The sequence below is a fragment of the Lapidilactobacillus luobeiensis genome (assembly GCF_024345205.1).
In the GTDB taxonomy this organism is placed as follows: domain Bacteria; phylum Bacillota; class Bacilli; order Lactobacillales; family Lactobacillaceae; genus Lapidilactobacillus; species Lapidilactobacillus luobeiensis.
In genome coordinates, this window is the sequence record NZ_BROC01000028.1 from 21468 (window position 1) to 41645 (window position 20178).

Here is a 20178-nt window from a genome sequence, read left to right on the forward strand (position 1 = left end):
TTTTTAGAAAAAATCGTTCAATCAGCGTTAGGGTGATCAGGACGATTTTTTAATTTGGTGAGCGCTGTTTGGTATTCAGTTAAGATGTTAGGATCAGTGTGATCTTCACGGGCTAGGGCTTGTTGCAGGAAATCAACCAATTCAGGATTCGCGTAAGGTGTGAGTTCAACGACTGCCCAAACCGCCGTTGCGCGGATCACGGGACGAACATCATGCTCAATCACAGCTAGCAAATGCGGCAGGGCACTTTGATCATGAAGATTGGCCAAAGCGATGATCGCGTTGCGCTGTAACGGCTTTTTACCACGCCAAGAACCAGCTAGCGGACCGAATTTAGCCTTGAAAGTTTGATTGGTGACAGTCAGCAGTGGAACTAATTCTGGCATGGTCGTGTCAGGATCAGGCTCCATTTCAGCATGGAAGTGAAAGTCCTTACCCTTATTAAAAGGACAAACGATCTGGCAAATGTCACAGCCATAGATCACATTCCGGATCATCGGGCGAAACTCCGTGGGCATCAGGCCTTTAGTTTGAGTCTGATAAGACAAACACCGTTGTCCATTAAGGCGCCCATCGCCTAGTAATGCGTGAGGGGGGCAAGCCGTGATGCAACGTTGGCAGGTACCACATTGATTTTCGCTAGGCTGATCTGGAGTAAAAGGAATATTCGTGATGATCTCACCTAAATAAACATAGGAGCCGAACTCTTCGGTGATCAATAGGCCATTGCGGCCGATAAAACCAAGACCGGCGCGTTGGGCTACGGCAACATCGATCAATTCACCGGTGTCGACCATTGGCTTAAAGCGAAATTGCTGATCAGCGTTTGCCAAGGCCTCGATCTGAGTGATCAAAGTGGTCATTTTCTCCCGCAAGATCGTATGATAGTCGTTCCCCCAAGACGCCCGGGCGAACTGTCCTCGTTTGTAGGCAGTCCTTGGCGGTCGAGTTGCCATTTTGGTGGGGTAGGCCAGCGCGATCGCAATGATCGAACGAGGCTGGTCAAAAATCAGCTCCGGATCCAGTCGTTCATCAAGGTTCTGGTGCTCAAAACCGGTCGTATGGCCGGCAGCTTTTTGCGCGACTAAACTGGGGCGAAGCCGTTCAAAATCAGCAGCGGTGGTAAAACCGATCTTATCGATACCAATAGCCTTGCTGGCAGTGATGATCGCTTGTTTTAGGCCGTCTGTATTTACATCCATTTGGATACGCTCCTCTTAAAAATCAACGCTTGGATCGCGCCATTTCTGGTAAACGATGAATCATAATTGGCAATAAATAGCGTGCCATCAACCAGTAGCCTAATCCCGTCGCCAGACACAATGAAGCATCAAAGGGTAGGCCTTGCAGATAATAGACCCAGAAATTAGGTAGATGGTAGAAAGGTACATTCAGCAAAGCATTCCAAAAGCCAAAAGTAAACGCTAATCCGGCAGCGACTAAGGCACTCAACCAAATTTTTTTAATGAAGTCCGAACGAGTGTACCCGTACCAAAGCAATAATAAACAACTGTAGGCAATGATCTGAAAAAGCGTCCAAGGGCCGATACCCGTGCGCAGATTGCTGGCCAATACAGCGACGAGCATCACTGACCAACCAGATGCGAGACCAGAAAACACGCTCAATAGAAAATAGAAGGCCAACGTCAAGGAAAAGTTGGGTAAGAAGCTGGTCGCCAGACCTAAAACGATGGCTAAGGCGGCCATTATCGCTAAGTAGGCGATTTTTTTTGCGGGAAATGAGGTCATGGATCTAAACCGTCCTTTATTGGGATCAAAAAAGAATGTGATAGTTTGAAAAAAGGATCAAAGCTAGGACTAAAGGAAATATTATCAGAAAGTTTGAATTTTCTGTGGTTATCGGTTATAATGAACTTATAAAAGAATAGTTGTTACCGTTGCTACACCACTAGAAGAGTAGCAAAAGAATGATCGTCATACTTTGTTCATAGAATCTTCACAATTTCTTCACATTATTTATTTTCTTAGGCTTGTCAATGGAAAGTTCCATTGTTGAAGCCTTTTTGTTTGTAAAAAATCGGAATTTTGAGCGAATCGTGATGCAGTCAGTCATGATTGTCAACTTTTCGAGTCAAGCTGAGTCACGCAGTTGTGTGACAGTTACGATCACCGCAATCACTGTCTGAATTATAGCATATTCTCAAGTCGCTTTTTAATAAATGGTTAGAGCGACATTATTGTTGCAACACTGACTGAAAAAGCTTTTATTCCTGATTGCTTAAGAGCAGAAATCGTTAGCAAAGAATAAGTGCTGATCGGCTAGATGAGTTTTTTTAAAAGGTAGGATATGTTGGATGTAAAAGTTACGACCGATTTTCCAAGATAAGAGAAGGGCAGTCAACAACTCACCGGCGTTAAGTGTCAATAACTCATTAAAAAGTAAGAATAAAAAGCCGTCTTAGTTTGGTAAGCTAAACCGGCTTTTGTTATGGCGATGAGCGTATTTGGTCTTAGCTGAGCGCGCCGGTTATACGCTTGCCCCGCTCCGAACTTTAGGATACTAGGTGGGTCAAGCCGGTCACGCTCAGCGAAACACATCAGCGATCTTAGTGTTAAATGGGTTCGAGGGAGATTTTGACAATAAAAAAAAGCAGGCGCCTATGGCCTGCTTTCCTGCATTCAGAATGAATGCCTCTTTTTCAAGTATTGGGGGGAGATGAAAAAGAATTTGTGCTTCAAAATTATTGGGGGGAAGTCATTTATTGACTACGCTTATCATAATAAAGGAAAGTCATGACTTAATTGTGCCCAATTGATTTCGATTTCTCGAAGCTTGCCCAACTACTTGGTCGTCAGATAAATGCTTTGCAAATCATGCAGGTCGTTTTGAGTTAATTTCAAGTCATTTGTTAAGAAATTGTGAACATTCCCGTAATTTTCTGTGATGTCGTCTTCAGCTTGGGCTAAATAACCAGGTTCAACGACCCAAAAAGCTCGTGTATTGGCGATAGTGATCTCACTTTCACCTTTGGCACGTAAGCCAGCTAAAAAGTCATTCAAATAATCCTGTGTCACTGTATTTGTCAACAAATAATCGTGCCGGATCGTATCCGGATCGACTCCCAAAGCATTCAAAAAGAGATAAGCGCCAATGCCTGTTCGGTCCTTGCCGCCCGTACAATGGAAGAGCAAAGCCTGATCGTCTTGATCATTAGCCAAAAGTAAGGCAAAGAATTGGCGAAAAGCTTTCTGCGCGTGCGGGTCCGTGATAAGATTATGGTAGACCTTGATCATCTGTTGATAACCGGCGCGAGGATCTTTTTTCAGCGCGGCAGCGATTTGGGCGGCGCTTTCAGTGCTTCTTGTTTCATCAACGGCAAAAATCGGATTAAAGATATACTCTGCCTGTTCTGGAACGCGATCTGGTCCTTTTTCGACTTCATCACGGGAGCGAAAGTCAACGTCTTGACGAACACCATAATCAGTGAGTAGTTGGCGATCGGCTGTGGAAAGGTCACAGAGATGACCGGCGCGAATTACTTTATGATATTTTAAATGGCGACCATCTTGGGTAGTGTAACCACCTAGTTCACGAAAGTTGTGCCCGTTTTCAACTTTTAAAAGGCGTGTTGTCATTAATAAAACCTCGCAATCACTTTATTGGGAACGTCTATATCATAACAGAGAATCAGCGTCATGCAATTGCAAAAGTTGTTTTCGGGGATTATAAATGAAGAAATGGTAGGTGCACAATGCGGATTTTAATGGCGAATCAAGCGTTGACCGCAGATATTTCGGGCGCAGATAGTGGTCAGGCGATTCAAGAAGTGCTTCAAGCAGAGCAACAGGATCTGGAAATCGTTTCATTACCGTTCAATGGTGAGTTGGGTCAGATCATTGCGGGGATGCAACAGTGGCGTGAAGGCCGGTTAGCGGATTTTACTTTCTATGGACCGACCTGGGCTAGTACTCAGACGACTTATCTCGTGACGACATTACAGAATCGACGCACAGCGTTGATCGATACCACGAGTTTTAGCAATCCTCAGTTAAGTCAGACCTATGATAATCACGATCTGTTTCACGCGTCCAGTTATGGCTTAGGTCAGCTGATCCTTGACGCCGTTACAAATGAAGCGCAAGAGATCGTTTTGATTTTGGGCGAAACGGGGATGATCGACGGCGGCCTAGGTCTGCTACAAGCGCTAGGGGCGGTGATCACTGATGAAAGCGGCGACCCAATCCCAGTTGGGGAAAATCCACTGATCAATTTTGGCGCTATCGATCTGGCCAAGACGATCGAACTTTTGCAACCGGTCCATTTAACGATCTTGACTCAGGAACAAACGATCTATACTGGACATGAAAGTGGAATCGTTCGCGCTGGTAAGAAATTAGGTTTGCAATCAGAGCAAGTGGTGCGGCTTGATGTTCGTGCGGGCGCCTTCAATCGAATGTTACGGAACCTTTTTGATATCGATTTGACGCAGATCGTGGGTGCGGGCGCTGGTGGCGGGATCGCTGGGGCACTGGCTTGTTTAGGCGCGACGATCGAAAGTGATCCCTTTGCTTGGTTGCTACAGACGCTGGAGTTGCGCAAGATGATCGCGGGCTTTGATACCGCCTTGTTAACGACCGGCGCGGTCAATGCGACTTTTAAAGATTCGCTGATCGCTCATCTTGCGGAAATGTGCGCGACTATGAAAGTGCCGACGATCTTGCAAACTTTGAGCCGAAGTCTCCCCTTATCAGCAACACCTTGGTCAACGGTTAGTATTATCGTGTTGCCATCATTGACTGGCTTGCAAGTTCCTCATTCTTTTGATGAGGTCAATCCGGGTCGGGCTGAATTACTACAAAGTTTAAGTGTGAGTACTCGAGAATTGCTTAAATTATTACAGGAATAAAATGATTCTTAGCTAATCAAGGATCGGGATCAGAATCAGCGGACTGATACGTTTTCACGCTTGTTTCTTGTATTTCACGGCTTTTAAGTTTATGATTTTACTATAGATAAGGAAAGCGGGTGCTAAAAATGTTAGAGCAAGAATATCGTACGATCTTGGTTCCAGTTGATGGCTCGCCAGAGGCTGAATTGGCCTTCAATAAGGCTAAGCGAGTGGCTCAAGCAAATGGCGCGCATTTAGATTTATTGACAGTCTTAGATACGAAACAATTTGTTGGTAATTACGGCGGTGGCCTGACCGGTGACGCTATTTATCAAATTTCAGAAGATGCGCAGAGTTATTTAGAGAATCTGCGCGCGGCAACGATCGAACGTGATGGTTTGAAAGATATTGGTATCCATGTCCGTTTCGGCAATCCTAAAGTCGTCATCGCGAAGGATTTTCCCCGGGACCATCACACTGATCTGATCATGATCGGCGCCACGGGTTTAAATGCGGTCGAACGGGTCCTCGTTGGTTCCGTCACCGAGTATGTCAATCGCCAAGCGCCTTGCGATGTTTTGATCGTGCGTACTGATCTGGAGAATAAGTTTCAAGGACGTCGGCGCAAGAAGTAGTTAGTCGCGCCATAATAAATACAGTTGGGCCCGCGACACTAGCAATAGCTGTGTGAAAAAGTTTTCTGATCATTAGTAGCCGCTATTCGTGATTACTTTCTGGTAAAATAGAAAGTAATCACGGACGGAGGCTTTTTTGATGGCAGAATGTTCTTGGGCGCATCAGTCGCCTGAATTACAGGTGTATCATGATCATATTTGGGGTAAACCGGTCACCGATGAACAACAATTGTTTAAGCGGCTCTGTCTGGAAACTTATCAGGCGGGTTTGAGTTGGCAAACTGTTTTGAATAAGCAAGCGGCTTTCGCCGAGGACTTCCACGACTTTGAATTGGTCAAGGTCGCAGCGATGACGACGAAGGAACTGGAACAGATCTTACAAGATCCCCGGATCATTCGGAATCGCTTGAAAATAGCGGCAACAGTTAATAATGCTCAAGCAGTGTTACGGCTAGATAGTGAAGGCGAATTTAGTTCACTGAGCACTTATCTCTGGCATTTTGTTGACGGTCAGCCGCTCATTGCCTACCCGATGACTGAGCAAGAGGTGCCCAGCACCTCACCATTAGCTCAGCAGATTGCTCGAGATCTTAAGAGAAGGGGCTTTAAATTCGTGGGACCAACGATCGTCTATTCGTGGTTACAAGCGGTTGGCATTGTGAATGATCATTTAGTTGGTTGCCCCGCAAAATAAGTCGGCTTGATCAATTTATCTTTAAGTTTCACGCAAATAGTTGATAAATATATATAAAAGACGTATTATTTAACTTGGTTGTATATTTCTTATTGTGATATAAATCAGTGGGGGCCTGGCCCCCATTTTTCGTATCGACACATTTATGTATGGCTAATATCGGAACCTGAGTGATCGCTGAAGAATAGCATTTATGGCGGCTAGATCGGTTGATCGATCCGTTTTGCTAAGATTGCTCAGTAAGCCAATGAGGAAGGAAACATGATTGAAATTAGTGGTGTGACGTTGATCGTCATGGAATTACTGACTATTTTTGGCACATTATTTATTTTTCAATATGTCGGTAATGTTTATACGCGGCGACACTCAAACGATGTGGTTTGGGTCGGCAAGATGGATTGGCAGTTGCGTTTACTGACTGCGATCCTGTTCAGCGTCGTGGGGATCCTCCTAGTCCTTTTTCAGAAGTTGACCGCCAGTGATCCACGTACTTCGGTCAATCTCGTGATCGCTTCGATGATTATGATCACGATGTTTGTTGGTTATGATGTCGTCGTGATCGCCTTTGATATCACGGCACTTTTTTACTTTATTATTCATGGGATCGATCCCGGCACGCTGGCCTATGTGGTTTTTTATTCGCTACTATTTATCGCTGTTTTACTGATCGGTGAACAAAATAAGCTGGGGCCTTGGCTGAAGCTTTTGATCTTCAACGCCAGCGGGGCGGTTTATTGGGTGACGACCTACCTGTTCTATGCTTATATTACGCGGCAGTTAAAAATGACGCCGCAGCGTTTAAGCTATTACATTCTTCAAATGGTCATTTTGATCTCAGTGCCGTATATCGTCGCATATTCGATGCAACAGAATCAATTATCCGTATTTAAACGGACTCAAGAAGTCTATCTTGATGGGCTGACTAATGTTTATAATTACCATGCTTTTAACTTAAATTTGGAACATGCTTTCCAACACAGTAAAGAGAAAAAGTTAGCGTTGTCGATGATGGTTTTAGATCTGGATCATTTCAAGACGATCAATGACACCTATGGACATTTGGCGGGGAATTTTATTTTGGTCCATTTCTGCGAAGTGGTCCGTGATCAATTCCCTAGTGGCAGTGATTACAAGCTTTATCGGATCGGCGGCGAGGAATTCGCGATTATTTTCACGGAGGCTGACCGGTCAGTAGCATTACAGTTGGCAGAGAAAATCGAAGCGAATGTTCGTGAAGAGGACTTTATTTACAAAGAAACACGGATCCCCTTGACCTTTTCGGGAGGTCTTAGTGAAGTCGTTGGCGCTGATGGGACTTCACGTGAATTCTATGATCGCGTTGATGGACTGACTTATTTAGCCAAGCAAAATGGTCGCGACCAAATCGTCACGCGCATGACTAGCGGCGATTGATCGTTGTTTGGTTGATGCCGGCAAACGCGCCGGTGATCATCGTCTCATCAGTCAGGTGATCGATCGGTCATTGAGTCATTGAAGCTTGTCACGAATAGAGCGGCGGAAAAAATTGAGTTAGTTTTTACTGGAGTTGTCGAGATGATACGCATCAATAGCAATGGCTTTGCCTTTTTAGAGCTACTGATCATTTTTGGGATTTTCTTTCTTTTTCAATTTTTAAGTAACAGTTATACCTCACGGCACACGAATGAGGCTGTTTGGGTCGGCAAAATGGATTGGCGGTTGCGCGCATTAGCCGTCACTTTTTTTGCGGCGGTCGGGTTGATCATGTTTGTTTTTCAGAAGTATAATCACGCATCGCCAATGTCCTTGGTCAATTTAAAAATGGTCACCCTGATTTTGGTCATGATGTTTGTGAGTAATGATGTGGTAATCATTGCCTTTGATGTGATCGTCTTGGGTTATCTGGTTTTTCGAGGCGTCAATCCTCATTCCTTATTCTACATTGCGATCTATTTCGTCATGTTTCTGATTATTTTACTGATCGGTAATAGTTCGAAAATCAAGCATTGGTTCGTTCGCCTATTGTTCTTCAATATCACGGGATTATTGTTCTGGGTCGGTTATTATAGTTACAACGTATTGATCGCTAAGATCTATACTGTCAGTTTTCAGACTATTTTAGCTTACATGGGTCAAATGGTGCTGCTGATCTCGATTCCTTATACGGTCTCGTATTCGATGCAGCAGAATCAGGAAATGATTTTCAAACGCACGCAGGAAGCCTATCTAGATGGTTTGACCCATGTTTATAATTATCACGCGTTCAACTTGAATATCGAACATACTTTCCAACGTAGTCAAGAAAAAAAACTGCCGATGAGTATGATGATCATGGATCTGGATCATTTTAAATCAGTTAATGATACTTATGGTCATTTGGCGGGAAACTATGTTTTGGTGCACTTCTGCGCGATCGTCGTTGGGGTGATCAAAAGCAACGCTGATATCGCCGTTTATCGGATCGGCGGTGAGGAGTTCGCAGTGGTCTTTACGGGGACTTCATTACCATCGGCTCTGGCGGTGTCCAATCGGATCATGGCCGCTGTGCGCGCTGCTGAATTTGTTTATAAGGACGCGAAGATCCCGTTGACTTTCTCGGCAGGACTAACTGAGTTGCAAGCGCAGGATGAAACTTCCAAACAGTTTTTTGACCGCGCTGATATTTTGACTTACACAGCCAAGCGTCATGGTGGCGACCAGATCGTCACTGAAAGCCACGATCTAGCAAGCACCGCTGCTGAGAATATGGCCGCAAAAATAACTGCGGCAGACACTTTGGCAGCGGCTCGCGAACACTCGGAAACAGAAACAGAGCGATGATTTCGCAATAACGTTATTTTACGCTGTAGCGCAGCTGATGACCTGATCTAAAAATTCAAAAATGAGTCATTGATAGACAGTCCCGACTTCCATGCTATACTGGAAACTAAGCAATGGTCAGCTATTTTATAGCTGATGTTTAGCTTTTTAAGTGATCATGGTGAGCAGTGGCTGTTTTTTGCTTAAGTGTTTTTCACCTGAGTTGGTCGACTGGCAGGCGTTAGGCGCAAAGCAAACAAACGCTGACCATAGATCGACTGTTTTACTGGAGGCGAATTGGGATGAAATTGCTATTAAAATGGTTGGCGCAACGCAATCGGCATCGTTCTGCACTGGAACGCCGGGCAAACTATGGCTTCTTTGCCGGGTTAGTCGGGATCATTTCCAATTTGATTTTGTTTGCGCTTAAAATCGTGATCGGCTTGATCTCAGGAAGCATCGCGATCATTACCGACGCCGTCAATAACTTGTCAGACATGTTATCGTCGATCGTTACTGTGATCGGGTTTAAAATGGCTGAGAAAAAGCCTGATCATGACCACCCTTATGGTCATGAGCGTTCTGAAACGATCGCCGGATTTTTGATCTCGATGGTGATCCTCTTTGTCGGTTTCGAGTTTACGATCACTTCGGTAAAAAAAATCATCACACCGGTCGCGGTGACCTATGCGCCGGCGATTTATGTGATCTTAGGACTGTCGATCGCCTTGAAAATGTGGCAAGTCATGTTTTACCATCAAGTTGGCAAGACGATCGACTCGTTGACTTTGGTAGCGACTGCTAAAGATAGTCAAAATGATGTGTATACCACGATCGCGGTTTTGTTATCGGCGATCATCCAAAATTTAACTGGCTGGCATTTGGATGGCTATGTTGGGTTAGCCGTGGCCATCTATATCCTGATCAGTGCAATCACGATGATCCGCTCCTTTATCAGTTCATTGTTGGGGCATCAGCCGGAAGACGCGCTATTAGCGAAAATGACCACGTTATTAGATGATTCCACGGCGATCTTAGGGTATCATGATCTGATGGTGCATCAATATGGTCCAAATAGTATTTTCGCGACGGTCCATATCGAGTTAGACAGTGGTTGGTCCTTGAATCACGCCCATAAAGTGATCGATAAGATCGAACATGATTTTTGGCATCAACAACATATCCATATGGTTTGTCATGTGGACCCGATCGATATCCGTAGCCGCAAGTCAGCTAAGATCTACGAAGCGGTCCAAATGGTGATCGCGCATTATCGGTTAGGCTTGCAGACGCATGATTTTCATGTGGAACGTTTGGTCAATGGGGATCATCTGATCCAATTCGATGTGATCGTTCCTGATTCTGTCAAAGTCAGTGACGATGAGCTCTTAGTGGGCATCAACCACGATCTACGCAAGATCCTCGGCGATGTCACCGCTGAGATCACTTTTGACCATAATTACGCGATGCATGACCATACTTTGATTTGACCCCTTAGGCCCAGCGCGCTAAAGCCCAGCACTGTTGCGTGGCGCTTTTGGCTTTGAGGGTTGTTTCTTAACAGCGAGACAAGTAAAATGAATAACGGATAGATATTTTAGGAGGATCAAGTGATGGAACGTGAAGCAATCAAACAATATGCCGATTGGCTACAAACAAATACCAATGAGATCGTTGCTCAGAAAATCAAATTTGACGCAGAGCAGGTTTATCGACTGATCGATAGTCTGCACGTTTTTGATCAGTCGGTGACGTCTTTCTTGACGATGACCCAAGAAACTTATTATCGGACGATCTCTGATCATAAACTAACGCTCCAAGGCGAACGAGACGCAATGAATAAGTTACAAGATCGGGTCTTAGTCAATCATGTTGACGGAGCGTTGGCGGCTGGTGAGATCCATTTTGAATATAATCATGAAGATAGCTATGCTGAGGGCTATTCGCCCCGTAAAGATCTGCAGATCATTGCTTATAGCTTTAAAGTGTTGGGTGCCGTTGTGGCGATCAGCAATACGGAATTGGTCCGTCAGCACTTATCTAAAGATGCGGCGATCAGTATCGCCTTGGCGGCTGATGCTTTGACGCATTGGCAAGAAGCTTAGCCTGATAGTTTATTGATTGAACGTCCCGATGTGGGGCGTTTTTTTGTTGCGGGAAATTATCCATTCTCGCTCTGCGTGATCGCAGCGACCTAGCCGGCAACAAAAAAGCTCGTCAGAGGATTTCTCTAACGAGCTGGTGATAATAAGTAGCTTAATCATCAAGATGATATTCTTCCGCGGCAGCTTGATAGCCGGCAACTTCTTCTTCAGTGGCGAGGACAAAGTGACCAGGAACGATCTCCTTTAATGAACGGAGCTGACCATCAGTCTCGATGCGATCATCATAACCCTTACGATGGCGGTTACGTTCGTAGAAAGGATCAGGTAACGGTACTGCCGAGAGTAAACTCTTGGTGTACGGATGTAAGGGGTGATTGTAGACCTCATCGGCGCTGGATAATTCCATCAAGCGGCCATTATGCATCACCGCGATCCGATCACTGATGTATTTGACCATCGACAAGTCATGAGCGATGAAGAGGTAGGTCAAATTTTGCTCTTTTTGGATATCACGGAGTAAATTGACCACTTGAGCCTGGATCGACACATCCAAAGCTGAGATCGGTTCGTCAGCAATGATAAAGCGAGGTTCAACAGCTAAGGCGCGGGCGATCCCGATCCGTTGACGTTGACCACCTGAGAATTCGTGGGGATAACGGGTAGCGTGGTCATGACTCAACCCCACGAGATCAAGGAGCTCATTGACGCGCGCGTCACGTTCAGCTTCGTTTTTGACCAAATGATGGATATCTAGACCTTCCGCAATAATATCTTTGACTTTCATCCGCGGGTTCAAAGAAGCGTAAGGATCCTGGAAGATCATTTGCATTTCGCGACGGAACTGTAACATATCTTTATGCTTGATCTTACTGATATCAGTCCCATTGAATTCGATCTCGCCACTAGTTGGGGTATATAGTCGGATAATACTGCGACCAGTCGTGCTTTTACCAGAACCAGATTCACCAACTAGACCAAAAGTCTCGCCTTCGTAGATCTCAAAACTAATATCATCGATAGCTTTGACTTCGTTACGGCGGCCGGCGTTGAAGTATTGCTTGAGATGCTTAACTTCGACCAGTTTTTTTCGTTCTTGCGGTTGTGGGTTATTCTGCATCATCCTTCACGCCTCCTTCTTCTTCATATTCCGGTTGGTTGATCTTACCTTCAGCCACTAAACGCTGAAATTCGGCCTGGCGCTTTTTAATGGCAACAGGTGGCTCGGTTTTAGGAGCATCCGGATGCAGTAGCCAAGTCGCCGCATAATGGGTATCGGATATCTTGAAGAACGGTGGCATCGCCTCATAATCGATCGCCATAGCATAAGGGTTCCGTGGGGCAAAAGCATCGCCCTTCGGTGGATTCAGCAAGTTTGGCGGTGTTCCGGGGATCGCGTAAAGCCGATCAGAGTCGGTATCAAGGGTCGGCATTGAATTCAGTAGTCCCCAAGTGTAGGGGTGTTGTGGATTATAAAAAATCTCGTCAACAGAGCCGTATTCAATGATCTTGCCAGCGTACATCACGGCGACCCGATCAGCGATACCAGCGACGACACCTAAATCATGGGTGATAAAGATGATCGACGTTTCGATTTTGTTTTGTAATTCCTTCATGAGGTCGATGATTTGAGCTTGGATCGTCACGTCCAAGGCAGTCGTCGGTTCATCGGCGATCAGGATCTCTGGATAATTAACGATGGCGATAGCGATCACGATCCGTTGGCGTTGTCCCCCTGAAAATTGATGGGGATAATCCTTCATCCGATTTTTTGCGTTGGTGATCCCGACCAGTTCGAGGACCTCTTCGGCCCGCGCCATGGCCTTTTTCTTGGACATGCTGCCATGGATCAATAGTGGTTCAGCGACTTGTTTGCCGATCGGCATCGTGGGGTCCAATGAGGTCATTGGATCCTGGAAGATCATTGAAATATCATTTCCGCGGATCTTTTCGATCTCGCGGTTACTTAATTTCAAAATATCGCGGCCCTTAAAATCGATCGAGCCACTAGTTACCTGAGCATTATTGGCTAATAGCCCCATGATACTGCGGACAGTGACCGATTTGCCGGAACCAGATTCCCCAACGATCGCTAGGGTCTCACCTTTATTTAAATGAAAATCAACGTTACGAATAGCCTTTACTGAGCCGGCAAAGGTATCAAAATCTATTTGTAAGTCTTTCACTTCTAGAATTTTTTCCATCTGTGCCGCTCCTATTCTTGTGTTTTTGGATCGAAAGCATCACGTAAACCATCTGCGAGTAAGTTGAACGCGATCATAATGATACTGATGACTGCAGCGGGATACCACATTTGATAAGGTAAGAAACGGAATGTTTTTTGCCCGTCAGACAATAAAGTACCCAGCGATGCGTTCGGTGCAGGGATCCCGATCCCGATGAAGCTCAGGAAGGCTTCGAAGAAGATCGCGGTAGGGATCGAGAACATGGTTTGAATGATGATCGTCGATGAAAGGTTAGGAATCAAGTGTTTCAAGGCAATACGGAGAGGTGATTCACCTAACGTTCGCGCCGCTAAAATATATTCTTGAGTTTTCAAGGTCAATGTTTCTGCGCGCACTAGTCGCGCCATCGTGATCCAACCAGTGATCCCCATGGCCACAACGATCGAGCCTAGGCCAGGCGTAAAGAGCAGCAACATCAAAATAACCACGACCAAGTTCGGGATCGAGGAGATGATCTCAATGATCCGTTGCATGATCGTATCGGTTTTGCCACCTTTCCACCCGGAAATGATCCCATAAGGAACCCCGATCACCAAGTCGAATAAGGTTGCCAGTAAACCGATCAAAAGCGATAAGGCGACCCCCTTCATCAGCCGCGAAAAGAGATCACGACCTAAATAGTCAGTGCCTAACACATAATAAGTCCCCTTGGGAACTTTGGCCGCCGCGTATTTATCGACGATATTACCGCCGACATTGGCCTTGCCAGTGAATCCAGGAATACTGCCATTAGCGATCTTCGGTGGCAAGTTCGCATAAGCCACGTGTTGAGCGTTAGGATCGCTAGGCGTCCACCAAATCGAGACGATCGAGATCAAAATGATGATCGCTAGAAGCCAGAAGGAAAAGACCGCGGCCTTGTTTTTCCGTAAACGCCGGATCGCGTCTTGGAAAAAGGTCAAAGAAGGCGCGGAGATCTTCTCTTGTTCGTCAACATTATTTGCCGCAACCGGTTTGAAACTGTCTGCGTTTAGTTTGATATCAGAAGTATTATCAGCCATTAGTTAGAGCCCTCGTTTCCGCTAAGTCTGATTCGTGGGTCGATGAACCCATATAGGATATCGACGATCAGGATCACAACAACCAACATGAATGAGTACAGTAAGGTCAGACCCATGATCGTTGGATAGTCATTAGTTGTGATCGATTTGACGAATTGATCGCCAATACCGGGAATCGAAAAGATATTTTCAACGACCATTGAACCGACCATTAAGTCGACGGCCATTGGACCGATGATCGTGATCACTGGGATCAGCGAATTACGTAGCGCGTGTTTAGCGACAGTTTGCCAAGGGGTATTCCCTTTGGCCCGGGCCAACTCGATATAATCTGAGTTCAAAACATCGACCATTTCCGTCCGCATGAATCGTGCCGTAGTCGCTAACGGCGCCATCGACAAGGCGATCGTGGGTAGAATGCTGGAACGGAAACCTTCATCCCATAACGCGATCGGGAAGATCTTGAGTTTAAAGGCCAAGTAGAACTGAAGTAAAACGGCGAAAACGAAGTTGGGGATCGAACGTCCTAAAATGGCAAAGAAAGTCGCCAAAGTGTCGACCCAAGTGTTCTTACGGATCGCGGCGATCGCGCCCAAAAGAATACCAAGAACAGTCCCTAGAATGATCGCTTGAGCACCGATCTGCATCGATGGCCCGATCCGACTAGAAATCAAAAATGAAACTGGTTGATTATTGAATTGGAATGAGGTGCCAAAATCACCATGTAAGATCCCAATCAAATAAATGAAGTATTGCTGATAAACAGGCTTATTCAGCCCATATTGCGCATCCATGATCGCCCGTTGATCTGCCGTCATCTTGGCTTGGTTCGCGTAAGGCGAGCCCGGCATCAACTTCATTAGGAAGAAAGTTGCCGTTGCAATAATGAACAGGGTCAAGATCATGTACATGATACGTTTGAAAATATATTTCCTCATGTTTTACACTCCCTATATGCCTCAATAGATAAAATGATCGCCGCATCCGTTGCTACTTAATTTCGCATGTTCCTATCTTACAGTAAAACGGTCAAATTGTAAATTGAGTTTTTAATTAATTTCTCATCTAATTTTGAATTGTTGAGATGAAGTTGTGCTATGACAAAGCTTGAATGATCGTACTAGACTAAGTGAAAAATGAGAACCGCCATTTTACCCGTTATTCAGCGGGAAACGAGACCAGCCAGACCAACGAAAGCCGCCATTATCAGATTCTTAGTTTTCTATTATATAGGTAAAGAGATCATTTTGCGGAGATTCCTGGATCGTTCTGACCGTGCTACGGGTCAATGGGACTCGGCAAAAGTCGAGCAAATGGATTTAAAGTAAAACCGCAAACTGGCGGTGTCCAGCTTGCGGTTTAGGAGAGGTTTAGGAAACTGATCAGAAAGTCAGTCCCTGAAGCAATTATGAATCTGTTTGGTACTTTTACTAGTCAGCAAGGTAGGTGTGTACAAAGTTGTACGTATTTGCTGGCGAGTACGCCAAGTTCTTGATCTTTGAATTGACCAAGTGGCCTTGAGCACGTTGATAAAGTGGAATGATACCTTGTTCTTTAGTCAAGATCTCTTGAGCGCTCAATAGATCTTTGGACCGAGCGTCTTCATCAGTCACATCAGTGGTCTTGCTAGCTTGGATCAGCTGATCGTATTCAGGGCTGTTCCATTTACCATTGTTGTATGAATTATCGCTAGTGAACAAGTCGAGGAAAGTGATCGGGTCTGGGAAATCGGCGCCCCAAGCCGTCATCACGATGTCAAAATCACCATTTTCGGAACGAGTCAGACGACTCTTGAATGGAACGGTGGAGATCGTTAATTTCAAACCAGGCAAATTCTTCTCTAATTGACTTTGGAAGTATTCTGCGGATTTCTTAGCGCCATCAGTATCATCAGTCAAATATTCCAAATTCAAACTGGAAACGCCAGCTTCCTTCAAACCTTCTGTCCAAAGCTTTTTGGCTTCAGCGGCATCGTATTTCGTCATGTCGCCGGAATTCTTCGCTGCTGCTTTGGAGAAATCAGTACCGTCTGGGGTCTGCGCCAAGTTTTGTGGCGTAACGTTCGCTGCCGGGATCGAGGAATCGCCTAAAACATTATTGACGAATTCTTTACGATTGATAGCCTTGGAGATGGCTTGACGAACTTTTTCGTTTTTGAAGGCGGGTACTTTCTTTTCATTCAATTCCAGATAGAAAACAGTCGCTTGCGCCAATGGTTTGTAGCTGGCATCGTTTTTCATCTGTTGAGCGGTCTCACCGCTGATCGCAACATCATCCATCTTGCCGCTTTGGAATAGATTCAAGGCAGTTGAACTATCCTTAACGACTTGAACTTTGATCTCGCTTAATTTAACGGCTTTTGCGTTCCAATAATTCTTGTTCTTAACTTCGGTCCAACTATTATTAGTACCAGTCCATTTTGTTAGTTTGAATGGGCCATTGTAAACAGCCTTGTCTGAAGAAGTACCATACTTGCTACCATATTTTTCAACGACTTCTTGGTTTTGTGGGAAGAAGGCCGGATTAACGACCATCGTTTTGAAATAAGGGATCGCGTGTTCTAATTCGACAACTAACGTATGACTGTCTTTAGCAGTGACGCCTAAAGTGTCGGCCTTTTTCTTGCCGTTCATAATGTCATCCGCATTTTTGATGCCAGAATAAAGATAAGCATATTGAGATTTAGTCGCAGGATCGACGGTTCGTTGCCAAGCGTAGACGAAGTTCTCCGCGGTCACCGCGTCACCATTACTCCACTTAGCGTCTTTACGTAACTTATAGGTGTAAGTCTTACCATCATTTGTTGGCTCAGCGATCTTAGTGGCAATCGCTGGTTCTACTTTTGCACCATTGTAGCGATAAAGACCATCCATCGTATCAACAGCGGCTTGACCAGAGATCGCATCAGTCAAGACTGAGGTATCCATCGTACTGATCACGTCGCTTTCCATTCGGGTCAGCACTTGTTTCGCCGCGGAGTTGCTGGATGATGAACTACCTGAACCAGAGCTATTCGCGCCGCAAGCTGCTAGGATCGTCGCTGCAGCCACGGCCACAGTCGTTAGTTTTGCTAGTTTTTGCCACTTCATAATAAATTCCTCCTGTAAATGGTGCCATGAATCTGAGAGGTTAAAAATAATTGTCCGAGTTATTTTAATTCTCTCATCAATATAAACCAACCAAGCCACATTCTATAACAGCCTTTGCTGTGATTAGGCATTATCATACAGCATCAACATTAAAAAGTAAACATTTAAATTCAAAAATATCTCATTTTTCTTTATTTTTTCTGATTTATTACCAGATTTTATCTGAAAAATGTCTGCGAACAATGAGAAAATAAAAAGAAGCCCTGAGCATGACCATACTCAGGGCTTCCTTTCAGCATTAAGGAGATATAAATAATTATAGGAAATAATTATTTATCAAAAATAAGGAGAAAACGGATAACGGAAAGATGTTGAGTGATTCAGTAATAACTTCGACATCTCTTTTATAAGTAAAACCTTCAAAATGAAATGGGCTCTCATTTTCTAAGGCTCAGCCTAACACGCAATCAGTAAATTGATTACGTGTTATTATAATACCCCGCTTTGATTAAAAAGTAAATAGCATTTTCATATTTTTTTAATTTTAGCAAACGGCTTGATGGCGCATGCTTTGGTAAAATAAGCACGTGATTTCTTCTTTTTTGCAAAATAGGCTAATTCTATTATGAGAAGAAACTGGTTCACAACATTAATTAGCCATTTGTTGCTAGTAGGCACCGCGGCCAATTCGTCTACGAGTTTCGCTGGGTCAAATTGGTTGATTATGCTAATTAGCATTATTCTCACTACGCGTGTGTCCGTTGCTAACCGTAATGATGTTAGCTCGGTAGTTTGGGACGATCATGGCACGGTTTCAATAAATTGCCGTTATTTTGGCGTCCAAAAAAGCACCGCGGCTTTTTGCCACGGTGCTAGCTGGATCTGTTACATTCGCTGATCTACTTGAATTGCGATTATTTGGCGATATAGGTGTGGATGAAATTGTATTGGTTTGATGGCGAGTAAGCGACATCTTTGACATTGGGGTTGACCAAGTGAGCTTGGGCAGTCTGATAAACCGGAATGATCCCGGCTTCATCTGTCAGAATGTTCTGGGCTTGCAATAGATCATTGAAGCGCTTCTTCTCGTCAGTCACATCGGTGGTCTTGCTAGCTTGGATCAATTTGTCATAGTCAGCGTTGGACCATTTACCATTGTTACTTTGGTTGCCGGTAGTGAAGAGATCCAGATAAGTGATCGGGTCAGGGAAGTCAGCGCCCCAAAGTGTGATACAAATATCGAAGTCGCCACTTTCAGAGCGCGTTAACCGCGATTTGAATGGTAAGGAGGTGATTTTCAATTTCAAGCCGGGAAGAACACCTTCCAATTGACTTTGGAAGTATTCGGAGGATTTCTTGGCATTCTCTGAATCATCCGTCAGGAATTCAACGTTAAGACTGGAGATACCAACCTCTTTCAACCCTTGTTTCCAAAGCTTTTGGGCTTCTTTCTTGTCGAAAGTTGTCGGGTAGTCATGACCCTTAGTCGCCGCTTTAGCGAAATCGGTCCCGTCAGGCATTTGCGCCAGATTTTGTGGTACAGCCGTGTGGGCCACCAGTGAAGAGTTGCCTAAAACTTGGGTGACAAATTCTTTACGATTGATGGCTTTAGACATGGCCAACCGAATATTCTTGTTGCGGAAAGCAGCCACTTTCTTTTGGTTCAATTCTAAATAGAACGTTGAGGCTTGCGGTTGCGCCTTGAAGGCAGGATCTTGCTTCATTTGCCGCGCGGATTCGCCACTCAAAATAGCATCATCCAATTTGCCACTTTGGAAAAGATTCAGAGCAGTCGAAGGCTCCTTGACTACTTGAACATCGATGCGATCGAGTTTAACAGCTTTCGCGTTCCAATAATCCTTGTTTTTGACTTCGCTCCAACTGAGGTTCGTCCCAGTCCATTTAGTTAGCTTAAATGGTCCGTTGTAAACGACCTTGTTATAAGCGGTCCCATATTCACTACCGTATTTAGTAACGGCCTTTTCGTTTTGTGAGAAGAAGACAGGGTTGGTCATCAGACCATCCATATAAGGAATGGCATAGTCCAAGTCGATCTTTAAGGTGTGGTCATCAAGTGCGGTGATCCCCAATGATTCTGGTTTTTCGGTCCCATTCATGATCGCGTCAGCATTCTTGATGCCTGAGAAAAGATAGGCGTATTGTGATTTCGTCGCCGGGTCAACGGCGCGTTTCCAACCGTAAGCGAAATCTTGCGCGCGAACGGGATCGCCATTGCTCCATTTGGCGTTCTTACGCAAATTAAATGTGTAAGTCTTACCCTCGTTGGTTGGCTTAACGACTTTAGTCGCGACTGCTGGCTCTAATTTTGCGCCATTATAGCGATAGAGCCCATCCATCGTATCGACCAAGGCTTGCCCAGAAATCGCATCGGTGACGGCCGCCGAGTCCATGCCACCAATCACATCACCTTCCATTCGAGTGAAGACCTGTTCACTTTTACCCGTCGAACTCTTTTTGCTATTGCCGCCACAAGCGGTCAGCAAAGTTAAGGCCACGAGGGAGGTCAGCCCCACTTTAGCCCAGTTTGTTAACTTCATATTTAGTTTCCTCCTTAATGCGATGTAACACTTTGCATTTTACCTGTTTCCGCGGTGTTTGTAAATCGTTGGTGGATAGTCGCATGCGTGCTTTGACAAAAAGTAGATTGTGCGTAGCGCATGGTGTTGGTGGTGGACAAGTGTGATAGGGCTCCAGGTCGGGCTGGGGGTGGTGGAACGCTGCGGGCACGATTTTGAGCTTTTCGGAAGTGCACCGAAAATCTC

The 20178-nt window shown here is 45.0% G+C and carries 16 protein-coding genes; 7 read left to right on the forward strand and 9 right to left on the reverse strand.

From position 1 onward, the window contains the following. Positions 1 to 17 precede the first annotated feature (17 nt). The 3 genes from queG to OCU21_RS09155 all read right to left on the reverse strand — a co-directional run bounded on the left by queG (position 18) and on the right by OCU21_RS09155 (position 3597). The gene (gene queG / locus OCU21_RS09145) at positions 18 to 1202 is read right to left on the reverse strand and encodes a tRNA epoxyqueuosine(34) reductase QueG (protein ID WP_261807106.1); all 1185 of its coding nucleotides are present in this window, start codon (positions 1200 to 1202) and stop codon (positions 18 to 20) included. Between the two features lie 22 nt (positions 1203 to 1224). Continuing rightward, positions 1225 to 1749: a hypothetical protein gene (locus OCU21_RS09150; RefSeq protein ID WP_261807107.1), complete on the reverse strand. Its 525-nt coding sequence runs from the start codon at positions 1747 to 1749 to the stop codon at positions 1225 to 1227. Positions 1750 to 2802: 1053 nt separating this feature from the next. Next, complete coding sequence (locus tag OCU21_RS09155) at positions 2803 to 3597, reverse strand: tyrosine-protein phosphatase (RefSeq protein WP_261807108.1); 795 nt, start codon at positions 3595 to 3597, stop codon at positions 2803 to 2805. A 116-nt stretch (positions 3598 to 3713) separates the two neighbouring features. Here OCU21_RS09155 and OCU21_RS09160 point away from each other — a divergent pair, with 116 nt between their 5' ends. The 7 genes from OCU21_RS09160 (at position 3714) to OCU21_RS09190 (ending at position 11062) form a co-directional block, all read left to right on the forward strand. After that, positions 3714 to 4868, forward strand: a complete 1155-nt coding sequence (locus OCU21_RS09160) for a glycerate kinase (RefSeq protein WP_261807109.1) — start codon at positions 3714 to 3716, stop codon at positions 4866 to 4868. Between the two features lie 128 nt (positions 4869 to 4996). Further along, positions 4997 to 5485, forward strand: a complete 489-nt coding sequence (locus OCU21_RS09165; protein ID WP_261807110.1) for a universal stress protein — start codon at positions 4997 to 4999, stop codon at positions 5483 to 5485. Between the two features lie 139 nt (positions 5486 to 5624). Beyond that, positions 5625 to 6179 carry a DNA-3-methyladenine glycosylase I gene (locus OCU21_RS09170; RefSeq protein WP_261807111.1) on the forward strand — a complete coding sequence of 185 codons (555 nt, stop codon included), beginning with the start codon at positions 5625 to 5627 and terminating at the stop codon, positions 6177 to 6179. A gap of 261 nt (positions 6180 to 6440) precedes the next feature. Further along, positions 6441 to 7592, forward strand: a complete 1152-nt coding sequence (locus tag OCU21_RS09175; RefSeq protein ID WP_261807112.1) for a GGDEF domain-containing protein — start codon at positions 6441 to 6443, stop codon at positions 7590 to 7592. A 141-nt stretch (positions 7593 to 7733) separates the two neighbouring features. Next, positions 7734 to 8978, forward strand: coding sequence for a GGDEF domain-containing protein (locus OCU21_RS09180; protein WP_261807113.1), 1245 nt, complete (start codon positions 7734 to 7736; stop codon positions 8976 to 8978). Positions 8979 to 9259: 281 nt separating this feature from the next. After that, on the forward strand, positions 9260 to 10447 hold the full coding sequence (locus OCU21_RS09185; RefSeq protein ID WP_261807114.1) for a cation diffusion facilitator family transporter: 1188 nt from the start codon (positions 9260 to 9262) through the stop codon (positions 10445 to 10447). Between the two features lie 123 nt (positions 10448 to 10570). Then, positions 10571 to 11062 carry a hypothetical protein gene (locus OCU21_RS09190; protein WP_261807115.1) on the forward strand — a complete coding sequence of 164 codons (492 nt, stop codon included), beginning with the start codon at positions 10571 to 10573 and terminating at the stop codon, positions 11060 to 11062. Positions 11063 to 11213: 151 nt separating this feature from the next. Here OCU21_RS09190 and OCU21_RS09195 read toward each other — a convergent pair whose 3' ends face one another. The 6 genes from OCU21_RS09195 to OCU21_RS09220 all read right to left on the reverse strand — a co-directional run bounded on the left by OCU21_RS09195 (position 11214) and on the right by OCU21_RS09220 (position 19953). Then, positions 11214 to 12179 (reverse strand): ABC transporter ATP-binding protein, encoded by a 966-nt coding sequence (locus OCU21_RS09195; RefSeq protein ID WP_261807122.1) that lies wholly within the window; start codon positions 12177 to 12179, stop codon positions 11214 to 11216. Beyond that, entirely contained in the window at positions 12169 to 13263 is a 1095-nt protein-coding gene (locus tag OCU21_RS09200) for an ABC transporter ATP-binding protein (protein WP_261807116.1), read from the reverse strand. The genes OCU21_RS09195 and OCU21_RS09200 overlap by 11 nt, the downstream gene beginning before the upstream one ends. 11 nt (positions 13264 to 13274) lie before the next feature. Continuing rightward, positions 13275 to 14306, reverse strand: a complete 1032-nt coding sequence (locus OCU21_RS09205; RefSeq protein ID WP_261807117.1) for an ABC transporter permease — start codon at positions 14304 to 14306, stop codon at positions 13275 to 13277. Continuing rightward, positions 14306 to 15244, reverse strand: a complete 939-nt coding sequence (gene opp3b, locus OCU21_RS09210; protein ID WP_261807118.1) for an oligopeptide ABC transporter permease — start codon at positions 15242 to 15244, stop codon at positions 14306 to 14308. The genes OCU21_RS09205 and opp3b overlap by 1 nt, the downstream gene beginning before the upstream one ends. A gap of 492 nt (positions 15245 to 15736) precedes the next feature. After that, positions 15737 to 17395, reverse strand: a complete 1659-nt coding sequence (locus OCU21_RS09215; RefSeq protein ID WP_261807119.1) for a peptide ABC transporter substrate-binding protein — start codon at positions 17393 to 17395, stop codon at positions 15737 to 15739. Positions 17396 to 18309: 914 nt separating this feature from the next. Further along, positions 18310 to 19953, reverse strand: a complete 1644-nt coding sequence (locus OCU21_RS09220; protein ID WP_261807120.1) for a peptide ABC transporter substrate-binding protein — start codon at positions 19951 to 19953, stop codon at positions 18310 to 18312. Between the last annotated feature and the right edge of the window lie 225 nt (positions 19954 to 20178).

What these genes read in the sequence shown, in the direction of transcription:
- OCU21_RS09200 (WP_261807116.1), bottom strand. Translation starts at nt 13,263, where the DNA reads ATGGAAAAAATTCTAGAAGTGAAAGACTTACAAATAGATTTTGATACC.
- OCU21_RS09155 (WP_261807108.1), bottom strand. Translation starts at nt 3,597, where the DNA reads ATGACAACACGCCTTTTAAAAGTTGAAAACGGGCACAACTTTCGTGAA.
- OCU21_RS09195 (WP_261807122.1), bottom strand. Translation starts at nt 12,179, where the DNA reads ATGCAGAATAACCCACAACCGCAAGAACGAAAAAAACTGGTCGAAGTT.
- OCU21_RS09175 (WP_261807112.1), top strand. Translation starts at nt 6,441, where the DNA reads ATGATTGAAATTAGTGGTGTGACGTTGATCGTCATGGAATTACTGACT.
- OCU21_RS09215 (WP_261807119.1), bottom strand. Translation starts at nt 17,395, where the DNA reads ATGAAGTGGCAAAAACTAGCAAAACTAACGACTGTGGCCGTGGCTGCA.
- OCU21_RS09205 (WP_261807117.1), bottom strand. Translation starts at nt 14,306, where the DNA reads ATGGCTGATAATACTTCTGATATCAAACTAAACGCAGACAGTTTCAAA.
- OCU21_RS09190 (WP_261807115.1), top strand. Translation starts at nt 10,571, where the DNA reads ATGGAACGTGAAGCAATCAAACAATATGCCGATTGGCTACAAACAAAT.
- OCU21_RS09185 (WP_261807114.1), top strand. Translation starts at nt 9,260, where the DNA reads ATGAAATTGCTATTAAAATGGTTGGCGCAACGCAATCGGCATCGTTCT.
- OCU21_RS09160 (WP_261807109.1), top strand. Translation starts at nt 3,714, where the DNA reads ATGCGGATTTTAATGGCGAATCAAGCGTTGACCGCAGATATTTCGGGC.
- queG (WP_261807106.1), bottom strand. Translation starts at nt 1,202, where the DNA reads ATGGATGTAAATACAGACGGCCTAAAACAAGCGATCATCACTGCCAGC.
- OCU21_RS09220 (WP_261807120.1), bottom strand. Translation starts at nt 19,953, where the DNA reads ATGAAGTTAACAAACTGGGCTAAAGTGGGGCTGACCTCCCTCGTGGCC.
- OCU21_RS09170 (WP_261807111.1), top strand. Translation starts at nt 5,625, where the DNA reads ATGGCAGAATGTTCTTGGGCGCATCAGTCGCCTGAATTACAGGTGTAT.
- OCU21_RS09180 (WP_261807113.1), top strand. Translation starts at nt 7,734, where the DNA reads ATGATACGCATCAATAGCAATGGCTTTGCCTTTTTAGAGCTACTGATC.
- OCU21_RS09150 (WP_261807107.1), bottom strand. Translation starts at nt 1,749, where the DNA reads ATGACCTCATTTCCCGCAAAAAAAATCGCCTACTTAGCGATAATGGCC.
- opp3b (WP_261807118.1), bottom strand. Translation starts at nt 15,244, where the DNA reads ATGAGGAAATATATTTTCAAACGTATCATGTACATGATCTTGACCCTG.
- OCU21_RS09165 (WP_261807110.1), top strand. Translation starts at nt 4,997, where the DNA reads ATGTTAGAGCAAGAATATCGTACGATCTTGGTTCCAGTTGATGGCTCG.